The organism is Xanthomonas sp. 3498, assembly GCF_014199795.1.
GTDB lineage: Bacteria > Pseudomonadota > Gammaproteobacteria > Xanthomonadales > Xanthomonadaceae > Xanthomonas_A > Xanthomonas_A rydalmerensis.
Window position 1 is genome coordinate 56,578 of record NZ_JACHOH010000004.1, and the last position, 12,550, is coordinate 69,127.

A 12,550-nucleotide genomic window follows, 5' to 3' on the forward strand; every position below is an offset into this window, starting at 1 on the left:
CCGGCCGCCCGTTGCTTGCCAAATGCCGCCTCAGCCGAGGCGCACCGCGCCCAGCGGGATCCCGCCGAGGAACAACAGGATCAGGACCAGCATCGCCAGCAGCAGGCCGGCGGCAATACCGGCCAGGACGCGGCCGCGCCGCAGCGCCCAGCCCAGTGCGGCGGCGATCAGGGTGCCGAGCGCGGCGACCGCCAGCACCAGCAGGCCGCCGACGATCCAGGGCTGCATGGCCAGGATGCCGTGATCGCCGTCGCCGGGCGCGCCGATCGCGCGCCTGAACGCGAACAGCACCACGCCCAACGCCGCCCAGGCCAGCAGCGACAGCAGCAAAGCACACAGCCCCCAGGAGCGGGAGCGGATCTGGCCGCGCGGGTTCACCTGCATCCCACTGCGCCAGGACGCGTCCGGCAGGACACTTCCCGCCAGGCGTCGCACGGATGCCGCGGCTGCAACCGGGGTCTCACGCGAAGCGCGAGAACCCGTGCTTCTTGGTGACCGCGTCCAATTCCATCAGCGTTTCCAGCAACGCTTCCATCTGGTCCAGCGGCCACGCGTTGGGGCCATCGGACAGCGCCTTGGACGGATCAGGGTGGGTCTCGGCGAACAGGCCGGCCACGCCCACGGCCACCGCCGCGCGCGCCAGCACCGGCACGAACTCGCGCTGGCCACCGGAAGTGCCGCCCTGCCCGCCCGGCAACTGCACCGAATGGGTAGCGTCGAACACCACCGGGCAGCCGGTCTCGCGCATCACGCTCAGCGAGCGCATGTCGCTGACCAGGTTGTTGTAGCCGAAGCTGGCGCCGCGCTCGCAGACCATGATCTGCTCGTTGCCGGTGGACTTGGCCTTGTCCACCACCGGCTTCATGTCCCACGGCGACAGGAACTGGCCCTTCTTGATGTTGACCGGCTTGCCGGCGGCGCACACGTTCTTGATGAAATCGGTCTGTCGCACCAGGAACGCCGGGGTCTGCAGCACGTCCACCACCGCCGCCACCTCGTGCATCGGCGTGTACTCGTGCACGTCGGTCAGCACCGGCACGCCGATCTGCGTCTTCACCGCCTCCAGCACCTTCAGCCCTTCTTCCAGGCCCGGGCCGCGGAAGCTGGTGCCGGAGGTGCGGTTGGCCTTGTCGAAGCTGGACTTGAAGATGAAGTTGATGCCCAGCCGGCCGGTGATCTCCTTGAGCCTGCCGGCGACGTCGAGCTGCAGCTGCATCGACTCGATCACGCACGGGCCGGCGATCAGGAACAGCGGCTGGTCCAGGCCAACGTCGAAGCCACACAGTTTCATTGGATCACCTATCGGTTGAGCGACGCCCAGCCGGGCGCGAGATTGGGGCGAGATTACTCCCCTCTGCCATCGGCAGGGGGTCGGGGTGAGAGTCCGGACGAAGCCCCTGGAATCAAGCCCCTCTCCCACCGGGAGAGGGGTTGGGGTGAGGGTCCGAGCGAAGCCTCATGGAATCGAGCCCCTCTCCCGCCGGGAGAGGGGTTGGGGTGGGGTGCGTGCGACGCCCAGGGAACTGAAACTACACGAAGCTTCGCCCGCACCCTCATCCGGCGCTGCGCGCCACCTTCTCCCGAAGGGAGAAGGAAGTTACGCGCGCGCTTCCTTCAGCAGCTTGCCGCCAGCCTTGCGCTCGCGCGCAGCGCGGACGAAGCCGATGAACAGCGGGTGGCCATCGCGCGGCGTGGAAAGGAACTCCGGGTGCGCCTGGCAGGCCAGGAACCACGGATGCGTCTCGCGCGGCAGCTCCACCATCTCCACCAGGGTGTCGTCCATCGACTTGGCGGCAATCACCAGGCCGGCGTCCTCCAGCTGGGTGCGGTAGCGGTTGTTGAACTCGTAGCGGTGGCGATGACGCTCGGCCACCACGTCCTTGCCATACAACTCGCGCGCCAGCGTGCCCGGCTTGAGCCGCTGCTCCTGCAGGCCCAGGCGCATGGTGCCGCCAAGGTCGGACTTCTCGTCGCGCTTTTCGACATCGCCGCTGGCGGTGCGCCATTCGGTGATCAGGCCGATCACCGGGTACGGCGACTGCCGGTCGTTCTCGGTGCTGTTGGCCGCATCCAGTCCGGCGACATGCCGCGCATAATCGACCACCGCCGCCTGCATGCCGTAGCAGATGCCGAAGTACGGCACGCCATGCTGGCGCGCGTAGCGCGAGGTCAGCACCTTGCCTTCGAAGCCGCGGTCGCCGAAGCCGCCCGGCACCAGAATGCCGTCCACGTCGGCCAGCGCCGCCATGTCGCTGCCTTCCAGGTCCTGCGCTTCCAGCCACTTCAGGTTGACCTTGGTGCGCTGGCGCAGGCCGCCGTGCTTGAGCGCCTCACCGACCGACTTGTAGGCGTCCTGATGGTCCACGTATTTGCCGACCACGGCGATGGTGACCTCGTCGAGCGGATGCTTGATCGCGTCGACCACCGCTTCCCACTCCGACAGGTTGGCCGCGCCGACCTTGTCGCGCAGCTTGAACTGCTCGATGACGATCTCGTCCAGGCCCTGCCGGTGCAGTTCCAGCGGCATGCCGTAGAGCACGTCGATGTCGGCGGCGCTGATCACCGCGCGCTCGGAGACGTTGGTGAACAGCGCGATCTTGCGCCGCTCCGAATCCGGGATCGCCTGCTCCGAGCGGCACAGCAGCACGTCCGGCTGGATGCCGATCGAGCGCAGTTCCTTGACCGAATGCTGGGTCGGCTTGGTCTTCAGCTCGCCGGCCGCGGCGATGTACGGCACCAGGGTCAGGTGCATGAACATGGCCTTCTCGGCGCCGCGCTCGGTACGCACCTGGCGGATCGCCTCCAGGAACGGCAACGACTCGATGTCGCCGACGGTGCCGCCGATCTCGACCAGGGCCACGTCGTAGCCGGCGGTGGCTTCATCCACGCAGCGACGGATCTCGTCGGTGATGTGCGGAATCACCTGCACGGTGGCGCCGAGGTAGTCGCCGCGGCGCTCCTTGCGGATCACGTTCTCGTAGATGCGCCCGGTGGTGACCGAATTCTTGCGCGACAGCCGCGTGCGCACGAAGCGCTCGTAATGCCCCAGGTCCAGGTCGGTTTCGGCGCCGTCGTCGGTGACGTACACCTCGCCGTGCTGGAACGGGCTCATCGTGCCCGGGTCGACGTTGATGTAGGGGTCCAGCTTCATCATCGTGACCGACAGGCCACGTGCTTCGAGAATGGACGCAAGCGAAGCGGCCGCGATGCCCTTGCCAAGCGAGGACACTACGCCGCCGGTAACGAAGATCAGGGGGGTCATGGCTCAAAGGCCTCCCGGAAAGCCATAGTTTAACGGGTGAAGCGGATTTGCCCAAGCGCTTTCGCGCAACAGCCGCCCCACAAAAAAGCGACGCCCCGGGCGACCGGGGCGTCGTGTGCAGGAAACCGTGCGCAGGCTCAGGGCTTGCGCGCTTCCTCTTCCTCTTCCTTCTTCGGCGCGGCCGCATCCTTGCCGGCCTTGTGCTCGGCGGCCGCGGCGGCGCGGCGCTTGGCCTTGGCGTCGGCCTCGGCCTTTTCCTTGGCGACCTGCGCCTCGTAGGCGGCAGCACCGGAGGCGGCCGGGTCGGCGCTCTGCGCCTGGGCCATCGCGACCGGCACGGCCACCGCGGCGGCGACCAGGGCGGCCAGGGTCAACAGCTTGCGAACGTTCATGGCGGACTCCTTTGGGACATGCGACGAAGATGTGGGCGACGTCGCGGTTTTTCCAGGGCCAGCGTAGCGCGGTGCCGCCGCACCCGCCCTGAACACCGGCGACGTGCAAAAAACCGCCGCAGACCGCACACTTCCGGATCTGCTTCGCGCCACCTGCTGAGACGCATGAATACCCGCTACAACGCCGCCGACATCGAAGTTCTCTCTGGCCTGGACCCGGTCAAGCGCCGGCCCGGCATGTACACCGACACCGCACGGCCAAACCATCTGGCGCAGGAAGTCATCGACAACGCCGTGGACGAGGCGCTGGCCGGCCACGCCCGGCACATCGAGGTGACGCTGTACAAGGACGGCAGTTGCGAGGTGTCCGACGACGGCCGCGGCATGCCGGTGGACATCCACCCGGAAGAGAAGATCTCCGGCGTCGAACTGATCCTCACCCGGCTGCACGCCGGCGGCAAGTTCAGCGACCGCAACTACACCTTCAGCGGCGGTCTGCACGGCGTCGGCGTCAGCGTGGTCAATGCGCTGTCCAATCGGGTGGAACTGTTCATCAAGCGCGAAGGCAACGAGTACCGCATGGCCTTCGCCGACGGCCACCCTGCCTCCAAGCTGGAGATCGTCGGCAGCGTCGGCAAGAAGAACACCGGCACCCGGCTGCGCTTCTGGCCGGACCCGAAGTATTTCGACACGCCGAAGTTCGCGGTGCGCGCGCTGCGCCACCTGCTGCGCGCCAAGGCGGTGCTGTGTCCCGGCCTGACGGTCAAGCTGCACGACGAAGCCACCGGCGAGCAGGACACCTGGTACTTCGAGGACGGCCTGCGCGACTACCTGCGCGGCGAACTCGCCGAGCGCGAACTGCTGCCGGCCGAGCTGTTCGTCGGCAGCCTGAAGAAGGACCGCGAGATCGTCGACTGGGCGGTGGCCTGGGTGGTGGAAGGCGAGCTGGTGCAGGAAAGCTACGTCAACCTGATCCCCACCGCGCAGCACGGCACCCACGTCAACGGCCTGCGCAGCGGCCTCACCGACGCGCTGCGCGAGTTCTGCGATTTCCGCAATCTGCTGCCGCGCGGCGTGAAGCTGGCGCCGGAAGACGTGTGGGACCGCGTCGCGTTCGTGCTGTCGCTGAAGATGACCGACCCGCAGTTCAGCGGCCAGACCAAGGAACGCCTGTCCTCCCGCCAGGCCGCCGGCTTCATCGAAGGCGCCGCGCACGATGCCTTCAGCCTGTGGCTGAACCAGAACGTGGAGACCGGTACGCGCATCGCGCAGATCGCCATCGATCGCGCCAGCGCGCGGCTGAAGACCGAGAAGCAGATCGTGCGCAAGAAGGTCACCCAGGGTCCGGCGCTGCCGGGCAAGCTGGCCGACTGCATCAGCCAGGACCTGTCGCGTACCGAACTGTTCCTGGTCGAGGGCGACTCGGCAGGCGGCAGCGCCAAGCAGGCCCGCGACAAGGATTTCCAGGCGATCCTGCCGCTGCGCGGCAAGATCCTCAATACCTGGGAAGTGGCCTCCGGCAGCGTGCTGGCCTCGGAGGAAGTGCACAACCTGGCGATCGCGATCGGCTGCGACCCAGGCAAGGAGGAGATCGACGGCCTGCGCTACGGCAAGGTGGTGATCCTGGCCGACGCCGACTCCGACGGCCTGCACATCGCGACCCTGCTGACCGCGCTGTTCCTGCGCCACTTCCCCGCCCTGGTGCGCGCTGGCCACGTGTTCGTGGCGATGCCGCCACTGTTCCGCGTGGATGTGGGCAAGCAGGTGTTCTACGCGCTGGACGAGGAAGAGAAGCGCTCGCTGCTGGACAAGATCCAGCGCGAGAAGATCAAGGGCCAGGTCAGCGTGACCCGCTTCAAGGGCCTGGGCGAGATGAATCCGCAGCAGCTGCGCGAATCCACCATCCACCCGGACACCCGGCGCCTGGTGCAACTGACCGTGGACGACGGCGACCAGACCAGCTCGCTGATGGACATGCTGCTGGCCAAGAAGCGCGCCGGCGACCGCAAGCAGTGGCTGGAGACCAAGGGCGACCTGGCGTCGCTGGAGGTCTGAGCGGCTGCAGGCGCCACCGCTCGCCTCCGTCGTAGGAGCGGCTTCAGCCGCGACAGGGCTTTCCCGACAACGCCGGGTCGCGGCTGAAGCCGCTCCTACGACAGGCGGCGGCAGCGAAGCTTTCGCACCAGCACGCCTGTTAGTCAGGCAACCGGCGATCGACCGCCACCGGGGGCTCAACCGTGCGCAGGCACCGCCGGCACCACGCCCGTGCATTCGTGATCCTGCAGTTCCTCCGCACCGACCCCGTCGCCGGGACGTGCAGTGGCCGCGAGCAGCACAAAGCCGGGGCGGCCATCGAAATCCGCTCCGACCACCGCCAGGGTCTGCTGCGCCATGCGCTGCTGCGGCGGCAGGTTACGCGCCAGCAGCGTCAGCGGATTCGCATCCAGTTCCTCGCCCTCCACGCGCATCGCGCGATAGGCGTGGCCGTGCAGCGGCCGCGGCAGCGGCGCCCACGCCGGGCCGATCGAGGCCCGCATTGCCTGCAACTGATCGCGCACCTGCGGCGCCAGGCAGTCGATGTGGATGTGCAACTGGTCCTGCGAGCGCGCCGACGGCGGATTGATCGTCAGGCTGGCCAGGTCGTGCGGCAGCGGCCGGCCCAGCGCATCGGCGACCCGACTCCGCGCCTGCCAGGCCAGGCCCAGCCAGTTCGGCGCAGCGGCGGAACGCGCGCGCGGATCCTCGATCCCGCTGACCGGCACGGTCGGAATCAGCAGGTACTGGTAGGCGCCGTGCAGATCCTTCATCAGGGCGTAGCGCTGACCGGGGTCGGCATGCACCTCGCTGCATGGCGCCGGATCGGCGCCGGCGCGCGCCTGCGGCAGGCAGCGCGTGCTCAGCAGCCGCCACAGGCGCTGGCGATCGTGGGCATGCGGATCGTGCGCCGCTGGCGAATCGGCCACGGGCGGCGGCGATGGCATGCTGGCGCAGCCGGCCAGCAACGCCGCCAGGAACAGGCACAGCGGCAGGCGTGAACGAAGGACAGGCATGCGCAGCGGACCGGACACGGGACGAACCGGCGATTGTAGCCAGCGCCGATGAACCGGCATGGCGCGTCCGCGCCGCCGGCGACCATGCCTTTGTGCACATCCGCGCACGCCGCGCCGCGGCCTAGCATGCCGGCTCCCTCACTGCGAGCGACCGCCCGTGCCGACCTTCCCCTCCGTGCTGCTGGCCATGCTGCTGGCCGCGACGCCGATGACCGCGGCGCTGGCCGCCGAGGCCGATGCGGCGAACGCCGACAAGGCCGACAAGCCCGCCGCCACCGAACCGGCGCCGCTGCCGGCCGACGCGCAGACCAGCCAATCCATCCAGCTCGACGGCCGCACGCTGCGCTACGCGGTCAAGGTCGGCACGCTGCCGGTGAAGGACAAGCAGGGCAAGGTCGTCGCCGACGTGGTCTATACCGCCTACACCATGGACGGCAAGGACCGCCCGGTCACCTTTGCGCTCAACGGCGGCCCTGGCGCGGCCTCGGTGTATCTCAACCTGGGCGCGATCGGGCCGAAGGTGGTGGCGTTCGGCAGCGAGGGCGACAGCGCCTCGGCGCCGGCGCAACTGCGCGACAACCCCGGCACCTGGCTGGACTTCACCGACCTGGTGTTCATCGATCCGGTCGGGACCGGCTTCAGCCGCTCGCGCGTGCCCGACGAGCAGGCCAAGAAGCAGTTCTACAATCCGCAGGCCGACATCGAATACCTCTCGCGCACCATCTACGACTGGCTGCTGAAGAACCAGCGCCTGCAATCGCGCAAGTATCTGGTCGGCGAAAGCTACGGCGGCTTCCGCGGCCCGCGCATCACCCACTACCTGCAGACCAAGCTGGGCGTGGCGATGAACGGCGTGGTGCTGGTCTCGCCGTATCTGAACCCGACCCTGGACGACAATGGCGACGTCTCGCCGCTGCCGTGGATGCTGACCCTGCCCTCGATCGCGGCCGCGCGCCTGGAGCGCGAGGGCAAGCTGACCCCGGAGGCGATGCGCCAGGTGATCGACTACACCCGCGGCGATTACGTCACCGCGCTGCTGCGCGGGCGTTCCGACCCGGCCGGCACCACCCGCATGATCCAGCAGGTGACCGCGATGACCGGCCTGGATCCGGCCTTCGTGCGCCGCGCCGGCGGCCGCCTGGAGACCCAGGCCTATCTGCGCGAAGTGTTCCGCGACAAGGGCGAACTGGGCAGCCGCTACGACTCCAACGTCACCGCCTTCGACCCGTTCCCCAACGCCCCCGAGCAGCGCGCCAACGACCCGCTGCTGGACAGCATCATCGCCCCCACCACCACCGCGATGGTCGATTTCGTGACCCGCGTGGTCGGCTGGAAGGTCGACGCCCGCTACCAGGCGCTGAACTACGACGTGAACCGGCTGTGGGACTGGGACGACGAACTGCGCAAGGGCTCGGTGACCGAACTGCGCCAGTCGGTGGCGATCGACCCGAAACTGCGGGTGCTGATCGTGCACGGCTGGAACGACCTGTCGTGCCCGTTCATGGGCTCGGTGCTGACCGTGGACCAGATGCCGGTGATGGGCAACGACCCGACCCGCGTGCAGGTCAAGAACTACCCCGGCGGCCACATGTTCTACAACCGCGCCGACAGCCAGCGCGCGCTGCGCCAGGACGTGATGGCGATGTATCGGGCCAACTAGCGGGGATTGGCCATTAGGGATTCGGGATTGGCAAGAGCGGGCTTCCGGCGCGCGCCGGACCTGCTTCTACGAATCCCTAATCCCGACTCCCCAATCCCTCACGTCCAACCGAACAGCGCAAATCCCCGGAAAATCAGGTACGCCACGCCGGCAGCGGCCGGAATGGTCAGGATCCAGGCCCAGACGATGCGTTCGATGACGCCGAAGCGCAGCGAGCGCGGGTTCTTGGCGAAGCCCACGCCCATGATCGCGGTGGAGATGCTGTGGGTGGTGGACACCGGCATGCCGAAGTGCGCGGCCAGGGTCAGGATCGTGGCCGAGCTGGTCTCCGCGGCGAAACCGTGGATCGGGTGCAGCTTGACCATCTTGTGGCCCAGGGTCTTGATGATCTTCCAGCCGCCGGAGGCGGTGCCGGCGGCCATCACCACCGCGCAGGTCAGCACGATCCAGGTGGCGATGCCCTGCCCCTGACTGGAGCTCGGATGCAGGAACCCCAGCCACGACGGCAGCTCGTCCAGGGCGCCGGTGCTCTGCGCGCCGACCAGGGTCATGGCGATGATGCCCATGGTCTTTTGCGCGTCGTTGTGGCCGTGCGCGTAGCCCATGTATGCGGCCGAGGCGATCTGCGCCTTGCCGAAGAAGGCGTTGACCCAGCGCGGCCGCGCCAGCCGCCCGAGTCGGCCGCCCAGCTTCGCCAGGCCGGCGATCGCCGCCCACAGCAACAGCATCACCGCGATGCCGAGCAGGAAGCCGGCGATCGGCGAGGTCACCATCGGCACGAACACCTTCCACAGCAGGCCCTTGTTCTTGGCCCAGTCGCCGACGTTCTGCGACCAGATCAGCGCGCCCCAGTTGTTGTGCGCGGCAGCCAGGCCGGCGCCGCACAGCCCGCCGATCAGCGCGTGCGAGGACGAGGAAGGCAGGCCCTTCCACCAGGTGATCAGGTTCCAGACGATGCCGCCGAGCAGCGCGCACAGCACCACCTGCGGAGTCACCGCGACCACGTCGGTGTTGAGCAGACCGGAGGCGATGGTCATCGCCACCGCGGTGCCGGTCAGCGCGCCGACCAGGTTCATCGCCGCGGCCAGCATTACCGCCCAGCCGGGGCTGAGCACCTTGGTGGCGACCACCGTGGCGATCGAGTTGGCGGTGTCGTGGAAGCCGTTGATGAACTCGAACACCAGCGCGGCCAGGATCACGATCAGGACCAGGGTCAGCATCGGCGCGCCTCCGCGCACGGGACGGCGACAGCCGGCGCGCGCAGGGCGCCGCGGCCGCGCAGGCAGCAACTCCGCAACGCGTCCATCAGGAGTTCTTCAGTACGATCTGGTAGACCACCACGCCGGCCTCGCGGCAGCGGTCGATGGCCTTCTCCAGGATTTCGAAGAACTCCTTGAGCAGGAACATCTGCAGGTTGTCCAGGCGCCCGGAGTAGATGTCGCGGTACAGCTCCAGCATCAGCCGGTCGGCCTCGTTCTCCAGCGAGCGCAGCTTGTCGTTGAGCGCGCTCATCCGGTCAAGATTCATGTTGCGCAGGTCGTGGACCATGTCCACCACCACCGCCGCGGCCTGCTCCAGCATCGCCGCACGCGGCGCGAAGTCGATGTGCTCCAGGTGCTGGATCGCCAGCGAGTAGCGATCGGCGAACTTCTCCACCTGCTTGGGAATCTTGTACAGCGCCGAGCCCAGCGCCTCGATGTCCTCGCGCTCGATCGGGGTCATGAAGCTGTCCACCAGCGCCTGGCCGATCTTGTCGGAGGCCGCACGCTCGCGCAGGCGCGCCAGCTTGAAGCCGTCCAGCGCCGGCTGCCGGTCGGACTCGCGCATCATCGCGTGCAGGGCCTTGGTGCTGTCGTAGGCGGCCTGCGCCGCCTCGTCGAGCAGGGTGTAGAACTGCTTGCCGGAACCGAAGATGGTCTGCAACGAAAACATGCAACGCGCTTCCCGCCGTCGCGGGAAGGACGGCACTGGGGCGGAATTATGACTGTTTGCTGACACCTGCGGGTAGTCGCGGCCGGTTACAGGGGCTGCGGGCGTGGGCGCGGCGTGGAAGCGGCGCCCTGCGGGGTTTGTTACCATCCCAGCCGCGCCCTTCGTGGGTGCACCCTATGGACGACCACCCTAGCCCCCCTCCCCCGCGCCGCAACGGCGCCCATGTCCCCGCTTTCCTTGGCGCCAAGGAGCGCGCGCATGCTTGAACTATTGATCGTGGCAGCCCTGGTGCTGCTGAACGGTTTCTTCGCGATGTCCGAGATGTCGCTGATGACCTCGCGCAAGAGCCGGCTGAAGCAGATGGCCCAGTCCAGCACGCGTGCGGCCAAGGCGCTGGCGCTGGCCGAGAACCCCGAGCACTTCCTGTCCACCGTGCAGATCGGCATCACCGCGATCGGCATCCTGACCGGTGTGTTCGGCGGCGAGGCCATCGGCGTGGCGATCGCGACCAAGTTGCAGGCGCTGTTCCCGGCGCTGGCAGCCAACTTCACCCTGTTCGGCGATCCGCAGCCCTGGTCGGCGCTGATCGGCAAGACCCTGGCGATCGTGCTGATCACCTTCATGACGCTGATCTTCGGCGAACTGGTACCCAAACGCCTGGCGCTGACCCGTTCGGAAACCATCGCCAGCTTCGTCGCGGTGCCCATGGGCTGGCTGGCCTGGATTGCCGCGCCGTTCGTGTGGGTGCTGTCGCGCTCGACCCGGCTGGTGCTGCGCCTGTTCGGCCTGGGCAAGGAGCAATCGGCCTCGGTGACCGAAGAGGAGATCCGCATGATGGTGGCCGAGAGCCACGAGGCCGGCGTGATCGACGCGCACGAGCGCGACATGATGAACCGGGTCATGCGCCTGGGCGACCGTACCGCCGACAGCCTGATGACCCCGCGCAACCGCATCGCCTGGCTCGACGCCAACGCCGAGCCGCAGCGCAACTTCCAGACCATGCGCGAGCACGAGTTCTCGCGCTACCCGGTGTACCGCGGCAGCGACCAGGACATCGCCGGCGTGCTGGAGGTGAAATCCCTGGTCACGCGCATGGACGGCGACGCCACCCAGCTGTTCCAGAGCCTGCGCGACACCTTGTTCGTGTCCGAATCCACCCACGCGATGAAGCTGCTGGAGATCTTCCGCGAGGAGCAGCAGTCGATGGCGCTGGTGGTGGACGAATACGGCGAGATCCAGGGCCTGGTGACGATCAGCGACCTGATGGGCGCGGTGGTCGGCCGCCTGCAGTCGGCCGACAACGCCGACGAGGACGCGCTGGTGGTGACCCGCGCCGACGGCTCGCTGCTGATCGACGGCTCGCTGGCCATCGAGGACCTGCGCGAACTGCTGGGCGGCGCCGAACTGCCCAGCGCCGAGGAAGGCGACTACAACACCCTGGCCGGCCTGTGCATCTACTACTTCGGGCGCATCCCGCACGCCGGCGAGTTCTTCGACTGGGCCGGCTGGCGCATCGAGATCGTCGACCTGGACGGCGCGCGCGTGGACAAGCTGCTGCTGCGCAAGCTGCAGGACGAGAACAGCGATGACATCACCGGGTGACGTACCCGGTGGCGAGCCGCACGAGCGCGACCACGGCTACAGCGCCGAGGGCATCCGCACCCTGCTCGACACCTTCGTCCTCGGCGATCCCGAGGAGCACCTGCGGCTGCGGCTGATCCTCGCCGACCTGCAGCAGAGCGCGTTCGGCGTGTTCCTGTTCGTGGCGATCCTGCCGGCGTTCCTGCCGGTGCCGGGCCTGGCCGGCGGCATCAGCGGGCCGCTGGTGACGCTGATCGGCCTTCAGATGTTGATCGGGCTGCGCAAGCCGTGGCTGCCACGCTTCATCGGCGAGCGCGGGCCGCGCCGCCGCACCATGCAGCGCTTCGTGGGCCGCATCGCGCCGTGGCTGCGACGCCTGGACCGGCTGCTCAAGCCACGCCTGTCGGTGCTGGTCGACACGCTGCCGGCGCGCGCCTTCAGCGGGCTGTTGCTGATCGTGCTGGGAATCCTGCTGTCGCTGCCGATCCCGTTCACCAACTACGCCTTCGGCGCGATGCTGCTGCTGTTCGCGCTGGCGTTGCTGGAGCGCGACGGTGGGTTGATGCTGCTTTCGTGGCTGGGCAGCATCGCCGTGGCGCTGAGTCTGGGATTGGCCTCGGACCAGGTGGTCGACCTGGGCCGGGAGTGGATGCAGAAGCTGCGCTGATCGCGC

General features: G+C 68.2%; 11 protein-coding genes. 4 read left to right on the top strand and 7 right to left on the bottom strand.

Annotation, left to right across the window (positions count from 1 at the left end):
- Positions 1 to 30: 30 nt before the first annotated feature.
- The 4 genes from GGR66_RS12950 to GGR66_RS12965 all read right to left on the bottom strand — a co-directional run bounded on the left by GGR66_RS12950 (position 31) and on the right by GGR66_RS12965 (position 3,654).
- Positions 31 to 384 carry a hypothetical protein gene (locus GGR66_RS12950; RefSeq protein ID WP_237475226.1) on the bottom strand — a complete coding sequence of 118 codons (354 nt, stop codon included), beginning with the start codon at positions 382 to 384 and terminating at the stop codon, positions 31 to 33.
- Between the two features lie 76 nt (positions 385 to 460).
- A complete protein-coding gene (kdsA, locus tag GGR66_RS12955) occupies positions 461 to 1,291 on the bottom strand; it encodes a 3-deoxy-8-phosphooctulonate synthase (RefSeq protein ID WP_160964941.1) in 831 nt (276 codons plus the stop codon).
- 306 nt (positions 1,292 to 1,597) lie between these two features.
- Positions 1,598 to 3,262, bottom strand: a complete 1,665-nt coding sequence (locus GGR66_RS12960; RefSeq protein WP_019799956.1) for a CTP synthase — start codon at positions 3,260 to 3,262, stop codon at positions 1,598 to 1,600.
- Between the two features lie 137 nt (positions 3,263 to 3,399).
- On the bottom strand, positions 3,400 to 3,654 hold the full coding sequence (locus tag GGR66_RS12965; RefSeq protein WP_010343426.1) for a hypothetical protein: 255 nt from the start codon (positions 3,652 to 3,654) through the stop codon (positions 3,400 to 3,402).
- Positions 3,655 to 3,819: 165 nt separating this feature from the next.
- On the opposite strand from GGR66_RS12965, the gene parE reads away from it, so the two are divergent.
- Positions 3,820 to 5,709: a DNA topoisomerase IV subunit B gene (gene parE, locus GGR66_RS12970; RefSeq protein ID WP_160964943.1), complete on the top strand. Its 1,890-nt coding sequence runs from the start codon at positions 3,820 to 3,822 to the stop codon at positions 5,707 to 5,709.
- A 176-nt stretch (positions 5,710 to 5,885) separates the two neighbouring features.
- Here the strand turns inward: parE and GGR66_RS12975 are convergent, their stop codons facing one another.
- Positions 5,886 to 6,704 carry a CDP-diacylglycerol diphosphatase gene (locus GGR66_RS12975; RefSeq protein WP_255421688.1) on the bottom strand — a complete coding sequence of 273 codons (819 nt, stop codon included), beginning with the start codon at positions 6,702 to 6,704 and terminating at the stop codon, positions 5,886 to 5,888.
- Positions 6,705 to 6,861: 157 nt separating this feature from the next.
- Between GGR66_RS12975 and GGR66_RS12980 the strand changes: the two genes are divergently transcribed.
- Entirely contained in the window at positions 6,862 to 8,364 is a 1,503-nt protein-coding gene (locus GGR66_RS12980) for a S10 family peptidase (RefSeq protein WP_184448524.1), read from the top strand.
- Between the two features lie 98 nt (positions 8,365 to 8,462).
- Here GGR66_RS12980 and GGR66_RS12985 read toward each other — a convergent pair whose 3' ends face one another.
- Complete coding sequence (locus GGR66_RS12985) at positions 8,463 to 9,584, bottom strand: inorganic phosphate transporter (RefSeq protein ID WP_184448525.1); 1,122 nt, start codon at positions 9,582 to 9,584, stop codon at positions 8,463 to 8,465.
- An 85-nt stretch (positions 9,585 to 9,669) separates the two neighbouring features.
- The gene (locus GGR66_RS12990) at positions 9,670 to 10,296 is read right to left on the bottom strand and encodes a DUF47 family protein (RefSeq protein WP_160964949.1); all 627 of its coding nucleotides are present in this window, start codon (positions 10,294 to 10,296) and stop codon (positions 9,670 to 9,672) included.
- A gap of 258 nt (positions 10,297 to 10,554) precedes the next feature.
- Here GGR66_RS12990 and GGR66_RS12995 point away from each other — a divergent pair, with 258 nt between their 5' ends.
- Together GGR66_RS12995 and GGR66_RS13000 are read left to right on the top strand one after the other, a co-directional pair.
- Complete coding sequence (locus GGR66_RS12995; RefSeq protein WP_160964951.1) at positions 10,555 to 11,898, top strand: hemolysin family protein; 1,344 nt, start codon at positions 10,555 to 10,557, stop codon at positions 11,896 to 11,898.
- On the top strand, positions 11,882 to 12,544 hold the full coding sequence (locus GGR66_RS13000) for an exopolysaccharide biosynthesis protein (RefSeq protein WP_184448526.1): 663 nt from the start codon (positions 11,882 to 11,884) through the stop codon (positions 12,542 to 12,544). The genes GGR66_RS12995 and GGR66_RS13000 overlap by 17 nt, the downstream gene beginning before the upstream one ends.
- Positions 12,545 to 12,550 lie beyond the last annotated feature (6 nt).